The 18,727-nt window shown below is 60.9% G+C and carries 18 protein-coding genes and 1 pseudogene; 4 read left to right on the top strand and 15 right to left on the bottom strand.

Translation table 11 applies throughout. The annotated features are described in order from the left end of the window. The 7 genes from MOV61_RS03520 to MOV61_RS03490 all read right to left on the bottom strand — a co-directional run. On the bottom strand, positions 1 to 154 hold a 154-nt coding region (locus tag MOV61_RS03520; protein ID WP_247135580.1), incomplete at its 3' end, for an SDR family NAD(P)-dependent oxidoreductase. Between the two features lie 18 nt (positions 155 to 172). Continuing rightward, entirely contained in the window at positions 173 to 2,497 is a 2,325-nt protein-coding gene (locus tag MOV61_RS03515) for a DUF4962 domain-containing protein (protein WP_247135574.1), read from the bottom strand. A 60-nt stretch (positions 2,498 to 2,557) separates the two neighbouring features. Beyond that, entirely contained in the window at positions 2,558 to 4,126 is a 1,569-nt protein-coding gene (locus MOV61_RS03510) for an extracellular solute-binding protein (RefSeq protein ID WP_247135573.1), read from the bottom strand. Positions 4,127 to 4,165: 39 nt separating this feature from the next. Then, positions 4,166 to 5,047, bottom strand: a complete 882-nt coding sequence (locus MOV61_RS03505; RefSeq protein ID WP_040124419.1) for a carbohydrate ABC transporter permease — start codon at positions 5,045 to 5,047, stop codon at positions 4,166 to 4,168. Between the two features lie 4 nt (positions 5,048 to 5,051). Further along, the gene (locus tag MOV61_RS03500) at positions 5,052 to 5,981 is read right to left on the bottom strand and encodes an ABC transporter permease (protein WP_408962345.1); all 930 of its coding nucleotides are present in this window, start codon (positions 5,979 to 5,981) and stop codon (positions 5,052 to 5,054) included. Between the two features lie 8 nt (positions 5,982 to 5,989). After that, positions 5,990 to 7,105 carry an ABC transporter ATP-binding protein gene (locus tag MOV61_RS03495; protein WP_247135571.1) on the bottom strand — a complete coding sequence of 372 codons (1,116 nt, stop codon included), beginning with the start codon at positions 7,103 to 7,105 and terminating at the stop codon, positions 5,990 to 5,992. 27 nt (positions 7,106 to 7,132) lie between these two features. After that, a complete protein-coding gene (locus MOV61_RS03490; protein WP_041364453.1) occupies positions 7,133 to 7,915 on the bottom strand; it encodes a GntR family transcriptional regulator in 783 nt (260 codons plus the stop codon). A 171-nt stretch (positions 7,916 to 8,086) separates the two neighbouring features. On the opposite strand from MOV61_RS03490, the gene MOV61_RS03485 reads away from it, so the two are divergent. From MOV61_RS03485 to MOV61_RS03475, 3 genes and pseudogenes are all read left to right on the top strand, one after another. Beyond that, on the top strand, positions 8,087 to 8,305 hold the full coding sequence (locus tag MOV61_RS03485; RefSeq protein WP_157885290.1) for a transposase: 219 nt from the start codon (positions 8,087 to 8,089) through the stop codon (positions 8,303 to 8,305). Next, a pseudogene (gene tnpC, locus MOV61_RS03480) lies at positions 8,287 to 9,147 on the top strand (IS66 family transposase); the annotation flags it as partial. The gene MOV61_RS03485 and the pseudogene tnpC, both read left to right, overlap by 19 nt. A 104-nt stretch (positions 9,148 to 9,251) precedes the next feature. Next, complete coding sequence (locus MOV61_RS03475) at positions 9,252 to 9,527, top strand: hypothetical protein (RefSeq protein WP_040124412.1); 276 nt, start codon at positions 9,252 to 9,254, stop codon at positions 9,525 to 9,527. Here the strand turns inward: MOV61_RS03475 and MOV61_RS03470 are convergent. The 7 genes from MOV61_RS03470 to MOV61_RS03440 are packed head-to-tail and all read right to left on the bottom strand — an operon-like array spanning position 9,524 to position 17,389. Beyond that, entirely contained in the window at positions 9,524 to 9,796 is a 273-nt protein-coding gene (locus tag MOV61_RS03470; protein WP_247135570.1) for an aminopeptidase P family N-terminal domain-containing protein, read from the bottom strand. The genes MOV61_RS03475 and MOV61_RS03470 overlap by 4 nt on opposite strands. A gap of 2 nt (positions 9,797 to 9,798) precedes the next feature. After that, positions 9,799 to 11,019 (bottom strand): M20 family metallopeptidase, encoded by a 1,221-nt coding sequence (locus tag MOV61_RS03465; protein ID WP_247135569.1) that lies wholly within the window; start codon positions 11,017 to 11,019, stop codon positions 9,799 to 9,801. Positions 11,020 to 11,041: 22 nt separating this feature from the next. Next, positions 11,042 to 12,673 (bottom strand): ABC transporter ATP-binding protein, encoded by a 1,632-nt coding sequence (locus MOV61_RS03460; protein WP_247135568.1) that lies wholly within the window; start codon positions 12,671 to 12,673, stop codon positions 11,042 to 11,044. A 10-nt stretch (positions 12,674 to 12,683) separates the two neighbouring features. Next, positions 12,684 to 13,508, bottom strand: coding sequence for an ABC transporter permease (locus MOV61_RS03455; RefSeq protein WP_247135567.1), 825 nt, complete (start codon positions 13,506 to 13,508; stop codon positions 12,684 to 12,686). Continuing rightward, a complete protein-coding gene (locus MOV61_RS03450; protein ID WP_247135566.1) occupies positions 13,501 to 14,448 on the bottom strand; it encodes an ABC transporter permease in 948 nt (315 codons plus the stop codon). The genes MOV61_RS03455 and MOV61_RS03450 overlap by 8 nt, the downstream gene beginning before the upstream one ends. Positions 14,449 to 14,505: 57 nt before the next feature. Next, positions 14,506 to 16,056, bottom strand: coding sequence for an ABC transporter substrate-binding protein (locus tag MOV61_RS03445; protein WP_247135565.1), 1,551 nt, complete (start codon positions 16,054 to 16,056; stop codon positions 14,506 to 14,508). Between the two features lie 19 nt (positions 16,057 to 16,075). Then, positions 16,076 to 17,389 carry a M20 family metallopeptidase gene (locus tag MOV61_RS03440; RefSeq protein WP_247135579.1) on the bottom strand — a complete coding sequence of 438 codons (1,314 nt, stop codon included), beginning with the start codon at positions 17,387 to 17,389 and terminating at the stop codon, positions 16,076 to 16,078. Between the two features lie 116 nt (positions 17,390 to 17,505). Here MOV61_RS03440 and MOV61_RS03435 point away from each other — a divergent pair, with 116 nt between their 5' ends. Continuing rightward, positions 17,506 to 18,270 carry a GntR family transcriptional regulator gene (locus MOV61_RS03435; RefSeq protein ID WP_408962344.1) on the top strand — a complete coding sequence of 255 codons (765 nt, stop codon included), beginning with the start codon at positions 17,506 to 17,508 and terminating at the stop codon, positions 18,268 to 18,270. Positions 18,271 to 18,334: 64 nt separating this feature from the next. On the opposite strand, the gene MOV61_RS03430 is transcribed toward MOV61_RS03435, so the two are convergent. Then, on the bottom strand, positions 18,335 to 18,727 hold the full coding sequence (locus MOV61_RS03430) for a nuclear transport factor 2 family protein (RefSeq protein WP_247135563.1): 393 nt from the start codon (positions 18,725 to 18,727) through the stop codon (positions 18,335 to 18,337).

The following is an 18,727-nucleotide window of genomic DNA, read 5'->3' as shown; positions in this document are numbered from 1 at the left end:
CAATGGCCGCGATGCTGGCCTGTGCCCCGGCGGCCGAGCCGAAATAGGTCACCACCACCCGGGCGCCCTCCTCAGCCAGCCGTTCGGCACAGGCCCTGCCGATGTCGCGTCCGCCGCCGGTCACCAGGATGACCTTGTCTTTCAATCCGTTCATGGGAAATTCCTTGCGCAATCAGAAGTTCTTCGGGATGACGATCCGCAGCTGGTTGTCGTCGACATCGGTGAAATAGATGTCGGCGCTGAAGCCCTGGTCGTCGATGAAGTGGAAGACCCGCCTCGGTTCGTTCAGCGAATAAGGGACGAGTAGGGTCACGAGCGTGTGCTTGGTGGACGGGGGAAGGCTTGCCTCGATATGGAATTGCGTCGCCAGCCCCTCGACTTCGACCGGATCGACGCCCTTGAAGCCTTCCACCAGCCGAACTTCAGGCGCTCCGGACGTGGAGTGGACGAACTGTCCGTAGAGCCCGGCGCGTTCTCCGGTCAGCCGGAAGCTGTTCGATCCGACATCCATGGACCGGGTGGCATGGAACAGCCACTGGATCGACTTGGCAGTCGCGCATTCGACACGGTCGACGATCACCAGAAAATCGCTGTGCGAGAAATAGATATCTCGTTCGGCGCGCAGGACGTCCGGATCGGCGGCATGGTAGGCGGCCGTCGCATCGCCGCTGATGAAGACATGCGTCTTTTCTTCCCGGACCGCGAGGATCCGCCCGCCGGCCTTCTTGGCGATCGTCTTGTCGCCGTCGGCATACTGGCCCCTGCCTTCGATCAGGACGGCGTTCTTGGAGATCGTCTGGCGCCGCCAGTTGCGGTGCATGGTGGAGTTGAAGGCGACATAATAGCCGCTCTGGATCGCCAGGTCCTCGCCGAAGGCATAAAGAAGGAAGGCGTTCTGGTCGCCGTGGCTGTGACTGAGGGAGCCGAAGGAACTGCTCTTGAACAGGAACTGGATATGTCGAGCAGGGTCGTCCATGTGTTTTTGGACGGCGACCCAGCCGATGTCCTTGAACCACTTGACCGGCGGCAGGTCGGATGGCGCCCTGGCTTCGACCGGCGGATAATCGTGGCGATAGACGAGATCGTCGAAATTGAGATCCCACCAGCCATAATTATAGAATTCCATCGCGGTGCCGGCCGCCCCCGCGTTCAGGCGTTCGTAATACCATTGGTAATAGGGATTGCCCGTCACCCCGGCGAACTGACGGACATTGTATCCGACCTTGAGGCCCGGCGGATCGCCGAGTGTCGAGTCGTCTCCGAAACAGGCGCGGCGCGTGCCTGGCGCCTTCGTGTAAAGCGGAAAATCACCGGTCTTCTGGAAGAACGGCCGCTGGTAGAGATCGACCTTGAGAAAGGCGCGGATCAGGTTGGCCGCCTCGGTCAGATAGGCGATCCCGGTCATCCAGTAATGCGGCCCCTCGGCCCAGCCGCCATCCTTGCCGCCCCAGGGGGAATAAAGGGTGAAGAGGAATTCTACCGTATAGTCCAGCCAGTCCTCCGCCTCCTTCTCCTCGCCGGCCAGCGCGATGCAGGCGGCCGTCAATGCCGCCGAAAGGGAACGTACCGCATGGCTGTCATAGGGAAAGACATGGATGCGCGCGCGCCACAGGACATGGTCGGCCACTTCGCGGGTGCGGGCAAGCAGCACATTTCGGACCTGTTTGCGCTCATCCTCATCCAGATGGTCGTGTAGCCAGTCGTAACCCCAGGCGAGCGCGGTGACGACGCGGAAGGCCGCCTCGTCGTTGTAGGAGCGGCTCGTCGCGCCTTTCGGATCCCATGCGGCAACGGACAGAAGCCAGGTCTTGGCCATGGCAATCAGGGCGGGGTCATCCAGGATCACGCCGCCAATGGCCAGATGGCGGATGGCATAGATGACCTCCTGGCAGTCGATATACATCTGCCGCCACAGCGTTGCGATGCGGATATTGTCCGGATAGGGGGAAGGCTCGGAAATTATCGCGCGCGATAGCCAGGGTTCGACGGAATTGTTGAAGAAATTCTGCCAGCCGCAGTGATCGGGTGCCGACTTGAGCGTCTCCCGAAAGGCGACCACCCCATCGGGATTGAGCCATAGACGGGGATGGCGAAGGTCTCTCGCCTGAAGCCGGGCTTCGGCGCGCGGCAGCTGCGTTTGCGGCAGGTCGGGAGTGATGTCGAACGACCGGACGCTGCTCCACGCTGAGGCGACGCGTTTTGCTTTGGCGTCCCAGAGCGCGAACGCCCAGGAATAGGAGCCGGGCTCGAATATCACGTCGGGCGTGAAGAAGTTCCAGGTCAGATTTTCAAAGACGTGCGTGACCCCGGGCGCGAAGTCCGGATCGGGCGAGACCTTCAGAACGTAACGGGCATCATCGTCAAGCGCCGGTAGCCAGCTGAAGCGCGGCGGGTTCTCCTGGATGGGGGCGCCGTCCGGCTGGTATGTGATCGTCAGCGTGCCGGGCTTCGGCTCGTCGAGATACTGCAAACGGGGGGCGTCGGCGATTTTGGGCATCGCAGTGAGATCCTTTAAATCTATGGAGAAGAGGGCGCGGGCTGGCCGCGCCCGGAGGTGTCAGTTCTTGCCGTACTGGCGGTCGTAAGCCGTCTGCATGACCTTGATCACCTTGGAGAGGCCAAGCTGTTCGAGACGGGCCTGGTAGGCGTCCCAGGATGCCGCGACATCCTGCGCGCCCAGCACCCAGGTCTGCTGCATCTCGGTCATGTAGGTAAGCAGGCTCGGCCAGTACTTGTCGTAGGTGGCACGCTCCTTGGCATCCATGGAGACGCCGGTGAATTCCGGCTGCAGGAGGCCAGGCTCCTTTTTGTACATGGCGATGCCGTCGAGGGCCATCTTGTTGGTCCACTGCTCCTCGGACGGATAGGAGGCCCAGTAACCGCGCGGTACGCCGGCGCCGATCTCCCACATCTGGGCGTTTACGGGCTTCGGATTGTGCAGCACGCTGTCCTTGTAAAGCGGCTTGCCGTCCTTCATGTCGTAATTGACGCCCTCGATACCCCAGTTGGACAGGATGCGGCCCTTCTCGGAGAACCAGAAGTCGAAATATTTGATCGTCTCGACCGGATGCTTGTTGCTGTAGGAGATCGCCCATCCGGCCGGCTGCACGGTGGCGCGGCGGCTGTCTTCGAACCGCTTGCCGGAAACCGTCTTCGGCGGCAGCATCGGCGCAAAATTGATGCCGGGAACGGTGTCCTTCAGAGCGTCGGTATAGTTCGAGGTGCTGGCGAACCAGTCATGCGTCATGCCGCCGATATTGTTGCCGAGCATGTATTCCCGGTCGCGCGCGCCCCGCGTGAAGATCTCGGTATCGATCAGGCCTTCCTTGAACCATTGGGCGACTTTGGAAATCCCGGTCTTGTAGTTCGGCGTCGTCCAGGGATGGACGATCTTGCCGTTCTCGACCATGAAATCGCCATAACGCTCCGACCCCGAGACGCGGGCATCCCACATGTTGATCAACCGCACCGCCTCGATCGGCTCGCGGGCGAAATACGGAACCTCGTCCTTCTTGCCGTTGCCGTTCGGGTCCTTCTCGCGAAACGCCTTGAGCACCGTGTAGAGCTCGTCGACATTGCCAGGCTCCTTGAGGCCCAGCTTCTCCAGCCAGTCCTTGCGGATGAACCAGGCGCGCGAATATTCGCCCTCCGGGACATAAGGGATGAAATAGATATGGCCATCCGGCGCGCTGATCGTCTGGCGCACGACAGGATGTTCGTCGAAGAACTTCTTCAGATTGGGGGCATGTTCCGCGATGAGGTCGTCGAGCGGCTGGAATGCTCCTTCCATCCCGTAACGGATGAAATCGTCCTTCAGGCCGCCGGTGACGTCGCCGCCGACGATGTCCGGCAGGTTCCCGGACGCCATCAACAGATTGAACGCGTCGCGGCTGTTGCTGGTGGCGAGAGACGCCACGTTCTTGACGTGGATGCCGGTCCATTCGGCCGCCTTCTTCTCTACCGGCCAGTTTTCCGTGTAGACGTATTTGTCACGAAAATGAAAGTGGATCGTCAGCTCGAGCGGATTGGCGACGATCTTGGTCGAGGCGTCCTGAGCATGGGCTCCGCCGACCTCCAGCAAGGCGCATGTGGCCAGCAGGGTAAGGCTTTTTCGAAAGTGTCTCATCCATTTCTCCTCCTTAAATAGATTTGGCTTTGACAGGCGTTATTCCTTCACCCCGCCAAGGGTGATGCCCTTGTTGAAGTATTTCTGGATGCTCGGATAAATGAGCAGGACCGGGATGATCGAGGCGATCATGATCGCCGCCGTCACCGTCTCGAACGAATAGCGCGACGTCATCAGACTGCTGGCGAACTCGTCATTGGCGCTCAGGTCGACGATGATCCGTTTCAGGTAGAGCTGCAGGGGGATCTTCTCTTCGCCCCGCAGAAGCACCATGGCCCAGAAATAACTGTTCCAGCGCGACACGATGCAGAACAGGCCGACCGTGATGATCGCCGGCTTGGAGAGCGGAATGAAGACCTTCCAGAGCAGCTGGAACTCGCTTGCGCCGTCCATCTTGGCGGCTTCCTCGAAGGATTTCGGGACGGCCTCGAAAAAATTGCGCAGCAGAATGACGTTGAAGGCGTTGCAGGCAAAGCCGATGATCAGCCCGAAGCGCGAGTCCAGCAGGCCGAGATCGCGCATGTTCAGGAAGAACGGGATCATTCCCGCATTGAACCAGAGCGTGAACGCCACCATCAGGTTCAGGAACTTGCGGCCGCGCAGCCGCGAGCGGGACAGGGCATAGGCGCCAGGGATCATGATCGCGAGGCTGACCGCCGTGCCGCCGAACGTGTAGATGAAGGTATTGCCGTAAGCGATCCAGAACAGCCGGTCCGAGAGCACGAACTCGTAGGCCGCAAGCGTCAGATCCTTCGGGAAAAGGATAACCTGCCCCGAGGTGACCGCGGCGCCCGAGGAGATCGATACCGCCAGGATGTAAATGAACGGATAGAGCGTCGACAGGACGAAGATGCCGATCAGCGCCGCATTGGCATATCCGAAGATCCGGTCGCCCCGGGAATAGAGGTTGAAATGTGCCATGACATCACCAGAGCGAGGTTGACGAGACCTTCCGGCTGATCCGGTTGGCCGTGAAGACGAGAGCGAAGGCGATGACGGCGTTGAACAGGCCGGCCGCGGTTGCGAGATCGTATTGGGTTCCCTGCAGGCCGGTCCGGTAGACGTAGGTCGAGACGACGTCGGCGGTGCTATAGGTGGCCGGCTGATAGAGAAGGATGATATATTCGAACCCGACCTCGACGAGGTTGCCGATGCGGATAATCAGCATGATGATGATCGTCGGCAGGATGCAGGGCAGCGTGATCCGCCATATCATCTGCCACCGCGAGGCGCCGTCCACCCGCGCCGATTCGTAGAGCGTCGGACTGACGCCGGCGATCGCGGCCAGGTAGACGATCGATTCGAAGCCCGCCTCTTTCCAGATGTTGGAGCCGATGAACACCGACCGGAACCATTCCGGCTGGGTGAGGAAATAGACCGGCTCGAACCCCAGGCTGGATATGATGAGATTGATCACGCCCGTCGTCGGAGACAGAAGATTGATGACGATGCCGGCGACGATCACCACCGAGATGAAGTGCGGCAGGTAGACAATCGTCTGAGAGAAGCGCCGGCCGAACTCGCTCTGCAGTTCGTTGAACATCAGCGCCAGGATGATCGGCACCGGGAAGGCGAAGATCAGCCCGAGCCCGCTGATGGTGATCGTGTTGACGAAGGCGCGGATGAAGATCTGGTCTTCGAGAAGGGTGCGGAAATTCTCAAGCCCGACCCAGGGACTGCCGGCGATGCCGCGGAAGGGGCTGAAGTCCTTGAAGGCTATCTGCAGCCCTTCCATCGGCTTGTAGAGAAACAGCAGAAACCAGACGATCATCGGCAAGGCGAGCAGATAGAGCTGCCAGTCCCGGCGAAGATCTTCGCCTATGCCTTTCAGATAGTGGGTCATCCTCGATGTCATCATCCACCTCACGAACGGCCGTTGACGGCCCGGCCGGTTTCCAGGTCGAAAATGTGAAGCCTGTCGGTCGGCATCAGCAGCTGCCGGACCTCGGCGAGCTTCTGGACATCGGACGGCGTGTCGACCTTGGCGACGACCGGCTGGCCGGCGATCCGGCAATGCAGCAGGGCTTCGGAACCAAGCGGCTCGACAAGATCGACCGTCGTCGGAATGGTCTGGACATCCGCGACCGTGCCGGTCTCAATCTCCAGATGCTCCGGCCGCAGACCGACGAGAATGCGCTGGCCCGCGTCGAGGGCGGCGCCGCTCCAGGCGGGGAGCGTGAGTTGCGCCGGATTGTCATCGGTCCCGTCGATCCGTGCGACGGCTGCGCCGTTCGCAGCGGTCACGGTCGCTTTCAGCAGGTTCATGGGTGGTGAACCGAGGAAGCTCGCGACGAAGGCATTCGCCGGATTGAGAAAAAGCTCCATGGGAGAGCCCACCTGCTCGACGCGGCCGCTATTCATCACCACGATACGGTCGGCGAGCGTCATGGCCTCCACCTGGTCGTGGGTCACGTAGATGCTGGTGACGCCCATGCGGTTGTGCAGCCGGCGGATTTCGGCGCGCATCTGGGTGCGCAACTTGGCGTCGAGGTTCGAAAGCGGCTCGTCGAAAAGAAAGACCCTCGGCTTGCGCACGATCGCCCGTCCCATCGCCACCCGCTGCCTTTGACCGCCGGAAAGGTCCGCGGGCTTGCGCTTCAGGTAGGGCGTCAGATCGAGGATCGTCGCCGCCTCGCTGACGGCTGCCTCAACCACCGCATTCTTCTCGCCGCGGACGCGCAGGCCGAAGGCGATATTTTCCGCGACGTTGAGATGCGGGTAGAGCGCATAATTCTGGAAGACCATCGCGACATCGCGATCCTTGGGCGCCATGCGGTTGACGACGCGCCCACCGATGGAGATCGTGCCGCCGGAGATATCCTCAAGCCCGGCGACCATGCGCAACGTTGTCGACTTGCCGCAGCCCGACGGGCCGACCAGGACGACGAATTCTCCCTGCACCACCGACAGATCGATAGAATGCACGACTTCGAGTGCGCCGTAGCGTTTCACTACGTCGTTCAATTCCACTGCAGACATTTCAGTTTCCTCCCGCTGCGTCCGCCTTCAGGTCAGACTGCGCCGCGGCCTCCGTTTTTCCGTCGTTGTTGCATTGATGGATTCGATGTAGCTCCACAGCTTCGGATCTTTTGAAAGCTCCGTGATCTTGCTTTCCAACGAACCCAGATGCCGGGTCATCGCCGCCACCGCGGCATCCGGGGACGCAGCCCCGATGGCCTCGACAATGGCGCGATGCTCGTCGATGACCTCGCCGGTGCGGCGCACCCCGAACACCATCTTCAGATGACGCATGCGGTCGATTTCCCCCTTCGCCTGGTTGACGAACGACCAGACGCCGCTGAGGCGCGCCGCCGCAAAGATCGCCTTGTGAAAGCTCTCGTCCAGTTCGAAGAAGCTGGTGTAGTCCTCGCTCTCGACGGCCTCGATCTGCTGGTTGAGCAGGAGTTCCAGGCGGCCGAGATCCTCGAACGTGTGGCGCTTGGCCGCTTCGGCTGCAGCTCCCGCCTCTAGACGAAACCGGATAAAACAGGCCTCGATGTAACGCTGCACCTCGATCGTTGCGACGAACGTGCCCCCTTGCGGGACGACCTTGATCAGGCCTTCTTCTGAAAGACGGATGATTGCCTCACGCACCGGCGTCTTGCTGACATGCAGGATCGCCGCAACCTCCTTTTCGGGAAGCGCGCGGCCGGGAAGCAGCCTGACTTCAACGATAAGCTGCCGCAGCAGGCGATAGACCTTATTGGTCGTATTGCCCGTGCCTTCCATCAGGAACGGCCGAAGCAATTCCTCAAGGGGAAGAGCAGGAATCTGCACGACTTCAGACATATCTATTCACCAACTGATATCTTAGTTGCCAGATTGATGTCCTAGCTGAGAATTGTCAAGTCCGTATCTTAAAGATTCTCCAGCGCCAAAAAGACCGTAAGCGCTGTTTTGGTCCCACCTTCCGGATTGACGTTTGATCGTTGATGTTGTGCTCAAACAGGGCTTCGACATATGACGATTACAGGGTTTACGCATAGCACCAAGGCCGATGAGGGTGTGCAGCGGTTTGAGGTTTTCACTGGCGCGGGCCGCCGTCGTGATTGGAGCGACGAGGAGAAGCACCAGATTGTCGCGGAGAGTTATAGCGGCGAGGTGTCGGTGAGTGCTGTTGCTCGACGGCATGGTTTATTCACCTGGCGTCGACAGTTGCGAGAGCAGCCGGAGCGTTGAAGACATCTTCCAAGCTCTCCGCTGACGAGACAACGGCACCCGTGCTTGATCCGGGACGCGGCAAGACCAAGACCGGGCAACTCTGGACCTATGCGCGTGATGACCGACCGTGGCAGGGGAACGATCCACCGGGTGTCGTTTATGTCTACGCACCGGATCGCAAGGCCGAGCGCCCGATGGCGCATCTCGAAGGCTTCGTCGGCATTCTCCAGGTCGAGGGGTACAGCGGCTATCGCCCGTTGGCTGCTAAGAACACCGTCTCTCTGGCTTTCTGCTGGTCGCATGTTCGTCGGCGCTTTTACGAACTGGCCGCCGCCGGTCCCGCACCCATTGCCACCGAGGCGCTACGGCGCATTGCCGAACTCTACAGAAACGAAGACGAGATGCGCGACCGGACGCAAGATGATCGTCGTGCCATCAGACAAGAGAAGAGCCGTCCGATCACCGACAGCCTTGCCCCCTGGCTCACCGAACAGCTCGGCCTCATCAGCCAGAAGACAAAGCTGGCCGAAGCAATCCGGTACGCTTTGTCACGCTGGGATGGGCTGACCAGGTTCATCGACGACGGTCGTATCGAGATCGACTCCAACACCGTCGAGCGATCCATCAGGCCAATTGCTCTAAATCGAAAGAACGCGTTATTTGCAGGCTCTGATGCCGGAGCCGAACACTGGGCGACCATCGCGTCGCTCATCGAGACCCCCAAGCTCAATCATGTCGAACCACTTGGCTATCTCGCCGACGTGCTTACCAGGATCGTCAACGGCCATCCAAACAGCCAAATTGATGACCTTTTACCCAGGGCCTATCCCTCTGAGCTCAACCTGAGAGCCTTAAAATGAAAGCACCGCGACAAACCGCTAAGCTTTCGTTCCACTGTACACGATGATACCAATGGGAAACGAGCTAGGTTTGACTATGCTGCTGTTGGGGTTCTAGGGATTAGATGGCGGGACTTTTTAAATCGTTGAAGAGAGTGCTGACTGGAAAGATAATCCGGCAATCCGACGTTCACATTATGAACGGCAGTTGCGTTATGTCCTTACGTATTAAACGCGATAGCGGAAGCGGTGGCGTCTATGTAGTGTTAGCCTCTAAAGCATCGGGCAACTATCAATATTACCCTTTCGATGAAGAAGAGTTCGACAGGTTCGTTGATGCTGCTATCGAGATCAAGAAAGCCTTACGGGCCGATGGATTGGCTAGTATCGGTGAAGCCTAAGCCAGCGTAAAGCCGGTATCGGCGAAGCCGACCACGTCGGAAATCCAGCTCTTTTCCCGGCACGGCGCCTCGTCCAGCGCCCGCAGCGTAAACCAGGCGTCGCCCTCGCGCGACAAAAAGGCGGCGCGGCACATGGTTTCGGAAACGGTGTAGCCGGTCAGCCAGGCCAGCAGTTCGCCGCTATCGACGAGCAGCAGATCGACGCCGGCGGAAGCCATGGCGTCCCGGGCGCATGCGATACGGCGATCGAATTCCACCCGGGAAAACATGGTCAGGCAACCTCGCAGATATCGAGGATGGTCAGCATGTAGACGCGGATCATGTCGAGATAGTCGACGATATCGACACGCTCGTCGGGCATGGTGTTGTAACGGCCGCCGGGGCCGCACACGATGCCTTCCATGCCGAGTTCCTTGTAGAGATGGCCGGCATCGGTACCGTAGAACCGGGTGGGCGTGATCGCGCCGGTCGGCTGTTTTTCGCCCCGCACGGCTTCATAGGCTGCGTTGATCGATTTGACGATGCGCGATGTCGGCGAGACCTCGAAGGGCGGCATCAGCGGGCGACCCTCGATCAATTCCGGAACCAGCTTTGCCTTGAGGCCGGGGAAGCGGCCTTCAAGGGCCACCAGTTCCTTTTCGAGATCGGCCAGCACGCCCTCCTGCGTCTGCCCCGGCGCATAACGGCACGAGCCCTTGAGGCGGACGAAATCCGCGACCTGCGGCGGGCGCCATTCTTCGAGACCGCGCCCGAGCGCACCATGGACGACGCCGACATGGCCGCGGTTGATCGACCGGTGCACGTCGCTCCTGGCGCCGCTGAAGGTCATGGCGTTGATGCGCGGGATGATGTCGCAGGCCGCGGCGATCGCGTCGACGGATTCCTCGCGCTTGGAGAGATGCCGCGTGTCGCCGGTCAGCTCGATGACATAGCTGAGCGCTGCCGCATGCATGGTGACGGCGACGAGATCGCTCGGTTCGCTGTTGATGAAATAGTCCGCCTTGACGCCGTGTCTGATCGCCGCAAGCGTGCCGACGCCGCCCTGCAGCTCGCCGACCACGAAGGTCAGGATAACGTCGCCCTTGAGCTTGATGCCGGCATCGAGCAGCGTCTTTACCGCGCAGAAATAGGCGGCATCGCCGGCCTTCATGTTCGACACGCCGATACCGTAGATGAACTTGTCATCGACGAGGCCGGCATAGGGATCGACCGTCCAGCCTTCGGTAACCGGATTGGTGTCGAGATGGCCGTTGAACAGCAGGCTCTTGCCGCCGCCGGTACCCTTGAGGCGTCCGATCGTGTTGAAGCGGCGGCCTTCGTCGAACGGCTGCAATTCGGCTTCGACCCCGATCTTTTCCAGTTCGCCGGCCATGTAGCGCGCAAGATCACGCTCGCCATCGGTTTCCGAATGGCTCTTGTGCTGAACCATCTTCGACAGGAAATCGAGGCAGGCCTTTTCGTCGATCCGATCCACCAGGGATTTCGGGTCCATTGTCATACTCCTTGATGTATTGTCATAGGTATTGGCCGGCCGCGCGCGGCACCGCCTCGATCAGGCGACGGGTATATTCGGCGCGATCCTGGCTATCGATGTCTGCTGCGGGTGCGATCTCGACGAGATTGCCGCGATACATCACGGCGATCCGGTGGGCGATCTGGCGGATAAGGTTGAGGTCGTGGGTAATGAACAGGTAGGCGGTGCCGCTGGCCTTCTGCAGTTCCAGCAGCAGCTGGACGATGGACGCCTGCACCGACACGTCGAGCGCCGAAGTGATCTCGTCGCAGATCACCAATTTCGGCTTGGAGGCAAACGCACGGGCGATCGCCACCCGCTGTTTCTCGCCGCCCGACAGCTGATGCGGATACCTCTGGGCATGGGTGCGCGGCAGGCGCACCTGCTCCAGCATGTCGCCGACCTTCTGGTCGAGATGAGACGCGTCCCCGAACAGCTTCAGCGGCCGCGACAGGATCTCGCTGATCTTCTGGCGGGGATTGAGCGAGGCGTCGGGGTGCTGGAAGATGATCTGCACGTCCTTGCGATAGGCATTGTCCATGTCGCCAAGGTTCCTGATCTCGCGACCGTCGAACCAGATCTTGCCCTCGAAGCGGTTGAGACCGGTCATCGCCTTCGCCAGCGTCGACTTGCCGGAGCCGGATTCGCCGACGATGCCGAGAATTTCTCCCGGATTGATGCTGAGGCTGATGGCATTGTTGCCGGCAACGCGTTCGGTGGCGCGGCCGGTCAGCGCCGCCAGAAACGGCTTGCGGCCATAATGGACGCTGACGTTTTCGACACGCACCAGCGGCTTGTCCGTGTCAACGACAATGTCGCCGACCAGCCTGCGGGCCGGATCGGGAACCGCCGCGATCAGTTCGCGGGTATAATCCTGCTGCGGATTGGCAAAGATATCGCGCACCGCGCCCTGCTCGACGATGTCGCCGCGACGGATGACGGCGACGCGGCTGGCCGTGCGCGACACCAGCGCCAGATCGTGGGAAATGTAGAGCGAGGCGACGCCGGTCTCGGCCTGCAGTTCCACGAACAGGTCGAGGATTTGGCATGAGGTGATGACGTCGAGCGCCGTCGTCGGTTCGTCGAAGATGATGCATTCGGGATTGCACGCAAACGCCGATGCGATGACGACGCGCTGCTTCTCGCCGCCCGATGCCTCGTGCGGCATGCGGTTCATCATCGCGCCCGGCGTCTTCAGACCGACGCGGTGAAGCATCGCCTCGCCTTCCTTCCAGGCCTGCTGCCGTGTCAGCCCGCGGTGACGGACCAGCACCTCGGCGAGTTGCGTGCCGAGCGACAGGGTCGGGTTGAGCGACGTGCTCGGATCCTGAAATACCATGCTGATGCGTCGGCCGCGAAAGGCCTCGATCTGGGCATCGGTCTTTTCGAGCAGGTTCTCGCCGCTCAGCAGGATGCGGCCGCCCGGTTCGCGGGCGTTCTTGGGCAGATAGCGCATGATCGACCAGGCAAGCGAGGTCTTGCCGGAACCGGATTCGCCGACCAGGCCGAGGATTTCGCCTCGGTGGACGGAAAGGTCGATGTTCTTGAGCGCATGGAAGACGCCGGAGGCCGTGTCGTAATCCAACGAGTAATTCTCGATCGCGAGAACCGGAGTTTCTGGTTTTGTCGTCATGGCGGCGGCCTCAGGTTCGCGGATTGAGGGCATCGCGAAGACCGTCGCCCAGAAGATTGAAGCCGACGGCGACGACGGCGATCGCCACGCTCGGCCAGATCAAGATGCCGGCACTCAGGTGCATGTAGCGGCGCGCCTCCGAGACCATCAGGCCCCATTCGGCCGCCGGCGGCTGTGCGCCGAGACCGAGAAAACTCAGCGTCGCAAACAGCATGACCGCAAAGGAGATGCGGATGGTCATTTCGACAATGATCGGCGCGATGACGTTCGGCAGCATTTCCCGCAGGATGATGTAGGCTGAGCTCTCGCCACGGGCGACCGCCGCATTGACGTAATCCTGCTTGCGAACCGACAACGCGACGCTGCGGGTGATGCGGGCCATGCCCGGCGCAAACGCGATGGCAACGGCGATCAGCGCGTTGACCGTGCTGGACCCCAGGAGGTTGACCACCAGAAGCGCAAACAGCAGGCTCGGGATCGACATGACGGCATCGATGGTGCGCATGATCAATTCGTCCGCCCGGCCGCCGAGGAAGGCGGAGGTGGTACCGACGAAGGCGCCGAGCAGCGTTCCGGCGATGGTTGCGAGCACGGCCATGACCACGGTGGCGCGGGCGCCGATCAGCAGGCGGCTGAAGATGTCGCGGCCATATTGATCCGTTCCCAGCCAATAGGCGGCGCTCGGCCCCTTGTATCGCGTAAGCGGTGCAAGCGTTTCCGGGTCGTGCGGCGCGAGCATTGGTCCGAACAGCACGACCACCAGCACCAGCAGGACAAGCAACATACCGATCGCGCCCTGCGGCGTGCGCAGCAGGCGTTTGATGAAATCAGTCATACTGGATCCTCTTGTCGAGCCAGGCATAGAGGATGTCGGCGATGAAATTGACGATCGAATAGGTGGCCGCCATGATCAGCACGCCGGCCTGGATGGCCGGCAGGTCACGCGCCTGGATCGCCACGATCAGCTGGCGGCCGATGCCGGGAATGGCAAAGATCTCTTCGACGACAATGACGCCGCCGAGCAGGTAACCGACATCGAGCGCAACGATGGTGATGGTCGGCAACAGCGCATTGCGCAGTGCGTGGCGACGAAGGACTTGTCCGCGTGAAATCCCCTTCAGCCGGGCGGCGCGGATATAATCGGTGTGCAGCACGTCAACGAGTTCCGACCGCACCATCCGCGAGACGTGGGCAATCAGGATCACCGAAATGACGCAGACCGGCAGGACCAGATGCGCGATGCCGCCGACAAAATTTTCGGTGAGCGGCACATAACCGGTCGGCGGCAACCATTTCATCAGGTCGGCGAAGACGAGGACGGCGACGGTCGCCGTGACGAATTCGGGAAGCGCCACGCCGGCATAGGAGATCAGGCTGACGACCATGTCGGCGATCTTGCCGCGACGGACGGCGGCGATGATGCCGAGCGGAATGGCAAGAACCAGCATCAGGCCGATCGACAGGAAAGCCAAAAGCAGCGAACGGCCGAGCGCCTCGAACATGACCGGGCCGACGGGCTGGCCGGTGCGCAGCGAAGTGCCGAGATCGCCCTGCAGCACGTGGCCGAGCCAGATTGCATATTGCTGCCACACGGGAGCGTTGAGCCCCATGTTTTGACGCAGCGCAGCGAGGGCGTCCTGTGTCGCATTCTCACCCAGCATCATCACGGCGGCATCGGCCGGCAGGATCTGGGTGATGGCGAAAACGATGAGCGATACGATGAAGAGCGTATAGACGATCATCACCAGCCGCTTGGCTATATAGTTCGAGGACACGGTCGTGTTCCTTGTTCCACCAGCCGGACGCTCCAGGAGCGTCCGGCATAGTTGGGGTTAGCCGCGCTTGGGCGCCTTGTCGGTCAGGGAGGCGTAGTCGAGGCGGAAGACCGAGGCGCGCGGATGCGCTTCGTAACCCTTGACCCAACTCCGCTTGGCCGACAGCACGTCGAAGAAAGACGGGATAATCGAGGGTACTTCCTCGTTCATCAGTTCCTGAGCCTTGGTGTAAAGCTCGGTGCGCTTGGCCGCGTCGATCGTGCCGCGGGCTTCGGCGACCAGGGCGTCGAAGGCCTTGTTGTTCCAGCGCGTCTCGTTCCAGGAGGCATCCGAGGTATAGAGAAGCTTGAAGATTCCGTCCGGGGTCGGCTGCATGTTGTAGAAGCCGACGTAAAAACTGCCCTTCTTCCACACCTGCTCCAGATAGGTGGCGTGCGGCATCGTCTGGACGTTGATAGTAATGCCGGCTTCCTTGGCCATTTCCTTGAGGGCGACGGCAAGCTGGGTGCGCACCGCCGGGCGGTCGGAGGCGATGAGCGTCGCTTGCAGGCCATTCGGGAAACCGGCTTCAGCGAGCAGCTTTTTGGCTTCCGCGATATTCTTCTGGCGTTGTTTGGCAGCCTTGAAGAACTGGTAGGACGGGTTCAGCGGCGTGTCGTTGCCCGGCGTGCCAAAACCTTCGGTAACGAAGTTGACCATCGCCTCGCGATCGACCGTGAGCGCAATCGCACGACGGACGCGCGCGTCATTGAACGGTGCGGTGTCGCAACCGAAGTTGATGTTGCAGAACTGGCCGGACGGCGTGCGCAGGACCTCGACGCCGTCATTGCCGTCAAGCCGCAGGTATTCGGTCGGCTGCAGCGTCGAGATGATGTCGACGTTGCCGGCGATCATCGCCGAACCTTCGGCGGAGATATCCGGGAATACCTGGACCTCGATACGATCGAGATAAGGGCGTGCCGGGTCGTAATAGTTCGGGTTGCGTTCGACGACGATCAGGCGGTCCGGCTCGTAGGATACCAGCTTGAACGGGCCGGTGCCCACAGCCTTGGTGGAAAGGCTCTTGAGGTCGCCGGTGGCGATCGAGGCGGGAATGATGCGAGCGTTGGTGTAGGCCATGGCGACCGGCAGGTCGGCATAGGCGCCGGAGAGCTTGAACAGCACCGTCGTATCGTCGACGGCGACGATGTCGGAGATCGGGCCAACATTGTTGCGGCCGGGCGACGCTGTTGCCGGATCGAGGATTGCCTTGAAGGTGGCGACGACGTCCTTTGCCGTGAACGGCGAGCCGTCATGGAAGGTCACGCCCTTGCGCAGCTTGAACGTCCATTCGGTCAGGCCAGCGTTGGGCGTCCAGCTTTCGGCCAGGTCCGGCTCGACCGACATGTCGACCTTCAGGCGTGTCAGGTTGCTATAGAGCAGCTCGGTCACCAGGTATTCCGGGTTGACGCGGGTCAAAAGCGGATGGATGACGCTTGCAGCCTGGTCGACGGAGATGCGCAGCGTGCCGCCCTTGGCCGGCTTTGCGGTCTGCGCCAGGCCAAGCGCCGGTGCAGCAAAGACGGCGGCGGTGCCGGCGAGGAAGAGGCGACGTTTCATTTCCAGCATTTTTCAGTTCCCTTATGGTTCAGGCGCGGTTTTCAGGAATGGCGTCGGCGGCAAAGTCCGCCGCGAGATAGGCCAGTATGCTTTTCGCCAGGGCGATGATGTCCTGGCGGGTGGTGTGCTCTTCAGGACTGTGGATGCAGCTTTCCGGGCGGCCAAGCCCGCCCAGCAGCACCTCCTGGGCAAAACCGGACTTCTGCACGTAGCCGAAATCGGAGCAGCTTGCGGCGCCCCATTTTTGAAAGTCTTCCGGCTTGTAACCGAAGCCCAGCGACAGCGCCTCTTGCCAGCGCGGCCAATGCGGACCTTCCGGATCGCCCGTCGGGATGAGGTGTCCGACCAGATCAATTTCGAGCTTCAGCCCGGTACCGGCAACGCTGCCGCGGATCACGCTTTCGATCTCGGCGCGCGCATCCTCATAGTTTTCTTCGGGAGCGTAACGTCGGCTCACGAGAATCTTGATCTCCGCCGGCACCTGTCCGCCGGCGGTGCCGCCATTCACGGCCGAAATTGAAAGCTGCGGCCGCAGCGGACCTGACGCGTGCGGCGGCGGCGTCAGCGCGGATGCCCGGCTGGCCACGTCCGGCTTCAATGCCATCAAGGCATTGAGCAAGGGCAAGGCGCCTTCGATCGCATTGATGCCGGCGCCGGTGCGATTGCCTTCGCCCGCATGAACGGCGTGCCCCCTGATCGTCACCTGCAGATGGAAGACACCGAAGCAGCCAGCCCATATACGGGGCGCCGCGGACCCGTTGAAATTGAGGATATGACCTTTCAACTTGCCCTGCTCCGCCAGATAGCGAATGCCGGGATAGAGGCCCCCTTCCTCGTCGGTGCAGAGGAGCAGCATCGGATCGTAATAGAGAGGCAGGCCGCATTTTTTTGCGGACCGCAACGCCAGCAGGGTTGCTGCGATCGTGCCCTTCATGTCGGCTGCGCCGAGCCCGAACAGATCGTCACCCTCGACGGTCAGTTTCAAAGGATCGCGTGCCCAGCCAGGCGCGACCGGGACCGTGTCGACATGATAATAAAGACCGCAGACGGGCTTTCCCGTTTCGCGGGTGGCAATCAGGTTGGTCCGCTCGCCGGATGCCGGCCCACCGGCCACGTGCCAAAGATCACGCGGCACGACCACCCGCTCGAACTCGAACCCCAGGGGTGAAAGGAGTTCGGCCATCAGATCGGCAAAAGCATCATAGCCCAGACCCGGCGGGAATGAGGTGTCAACTTCGATCATCCGGGCCAGATCATCGACAGCAACCTCGACATCCCGCTCAATCGCTGCCATGGCAGGTCCAAGGACCTGTTGCGAAGAAGCTGGCTGCGGCGTGTTCATGGCAGTGTCCTCGGTACCCGTCGCGCCAGCCTCCCCAGCTTGCGCTTTAATATAAACTATATAGTAATACTGCGTAGATCGAGACCCTGAGTCAACTCCAAAGAAGAGGCAAATCATTGCCGGAACTGCCCAATAATTCATCAGGAGTGATCAAGCTGACGGAATTGTCGTTGCCGCTCTATGAAGTGGTCAAACGACAGATCACTGAAGCGATCATGCTTGGCAAACTGGAACCGGGTGCGGTTTTGCCGAGCGAAGTGGCGCTGTCGCAAACCTACGGCGTGGCCGTGGGCACCATCCGGCGGGCGCTGATGGATCTCACCAATGACGGCCTTCTCAGCCGCCGTCGCAAGACCGGCACAGTCGTGACCGGCCGCAAGCCGCAGCACAGCCTGCGCCTGTTTTTTCAGTATTTTCGACTGCACGGTCTGGATGGTTCGCTCAGCAAATCGGTCACGAAGGTGACTGCGCTCGACAGGAGCATTGCTTCCACTGCCGATGCGCGAAAACTTCAGATCGACGAGGGATCGCCGATCGTCACCTTCCACCGGGTGCGTTACGTCGACGAGCGGCCGATCATGCATGAGACGCTGACGCTTTCCCGCGAACGGGTCCCGGACTTCCCCGAAAGGCCGGAGGAAATCCCTCAGCTCTTCTACCTGCATCTGCTGGAAAATTATGGGATCCGCATCTCGGCCATACGCGAGCAGATCGGTGCCGATCTTGCGAACGATTCCGATGCTCGGTGGCTGGATCTGGCTCTACCCGCTGCCGTTCTGACGATCGACGAGGTCGCCTATGATCAACTGGCGGTCCCGGTTCTAATCTCCGCTCATCGCGCGACGACCGCGCACCATAGGTATGTCAACGAGGTTCAATGAGAATGTGGCCGTTGACGGTGGTGGACGACCATCCTGAAGGGGAAAGTCGTCCGTCCTGCCGCCGTCAGTTCTCCAACGCCTGCATGACGAGATGGCTGTCGACATATTGGACCATGCTGGCGATCTTGCCATCGGATACGCGGTAGAGATGGGCAAAGCTCGCGGTCATCGACTTGCCCGTGGCCTTGTAGGTGCCGGAATAGAAGCCGAAGGCGGCTACGCGATCGCCGTCCTCCAGATAGGTGTGGACTTTGACGCTGTAGCCGATCCATTCAGTGGCGAGCCTGTGGAAAACACCGGCGATGATGGCGTCGGTTCCGACATAGGTACCGGCATAGGGAAAACCTTCGGCTTCCGTCCAGGTCGCATCGGGCGCCAGGGCCGCAACTAAGTTGCGGCCATTATCTTCCGAGGTGCCCTCATACGTGGCACGGATGAGATCGAGATTTGCACCCAT

It is taken from the genome of Neorhizobium sp. BETTINA12A, assembly GCF_023006485.1.
Taxonomy (GTDB): Bacteria; Pseudomonadota; Alphaproteobacteria; order Rhizobiales; family Rhizobiaceae; genus Neorhizobium.
The sequence above is the reverse complement of the archived record's forward strand: the minus strand, read 5'-3'. Positions and strand labels throughout refer to the sequence as shown.

Coding starts and splice junctions, on each gene's coding strand:
- MOV61_RS03515 (WP_247135574.1), bottom strand. CDS start 2,497: ATGCCCAAAATCGCCGACGCCCCCCGTTTGCAGTATCTCGACGAGCCG.
- MOV61_RS03510 (WP_247135573.1), bottom strand. CDS start 4,126: ATGAGACACTTTCGAAAAAGCCTTACCCTGCTGGCCACATGCGCCTTG.
- MOV61_RS03505 (WP_040124419.1), bottom strand. CDS start 5,047: ATGGCACATTTCAACCTCTATTCCCGGGGCGACCGGATCTTCGGATAT.
- MOV61_RS03500 (WP_408962345.1), bottom strand. CDS start 5,981: ATGACATCGAGGATGACCCACTATCTGAAAGGCATAGGCGAAGATCTT.
- MOV61_RS03495 (WP_247135571.1), bottom strand. CDS start 7,105: ATGTCTGCAGTGGAATTGAACGACGTAGTGAAACGCTACGGCGCACTC.
- MOV61_RS03490 (WP_041364453.1), bottom strand. CDS start 7,915: ATGTCTGAAGTCGTGCAGATTCCTGCTCTTCCCCTTGAGGAATTGCTT.
- MOV61_RS03485 (WP_157885290.1), top strand. CDS start 8,087: ATGACGATTACAGGGTTTACGCATAGCACCAAGGCCGATGAGGGTGTG.
- MOV61_RS03475 (WP_040124412.1), top strand. CDS start 9,252: ATGGCGGGACTTTTTAAATCGTTGAAGAGAGTGCTGACTGGAAAGATA.
- MOV61_RS03470 (WP_247135570.1), bottom strand. CDS start 9,796: ATGTTTTCCCGGGTGGAATTCGATCGCCGTATCGCATGCGCCCGGGAC.
- MOV61_RS03465 (WP_247135569.1), bottom strand. CDS start 11,019: ATGGACCCGAAATCCCTGGTGGATCGGATCGACGAAAAGGCCTGCCTC.
- MOV61_RS03460 (WP_247135568.1), bottom strand. CDS start 12,673: ATGACGACAAAACCAGAAACTCCGGTTCTCGCGATCGAGAATTACTCG.
- MOV61_RS03455 (WP_247135567.1), bottom strand. CDS start 13,508: ATGACTGATTTCATCAAACGCCTGCTGCGCACGCCGCAGGGCGCGATC.
- MOV61_RS03445 (WP_247135565.1), bottom strand. CDS start 16,056: ATGCTGGAAATGAAACGTCGCCTCTTCCTCGCCGGCACCGCCGCCGTC.
- MOV61_RS03440 (WP_247135579.1), bottom strand. CDS start 17,389: ATGAACACGCCGCAGCCAGCTTCTTCGCAACAGGTCCTTGGACCTGCC.
- MOV61_RS03430 (WP_247135563.1), bottom strand. CDS start 18,727: ATGGGTGCAAATCTCGATCTCATCCGTGCCACGTATGAGGGCACCTCG.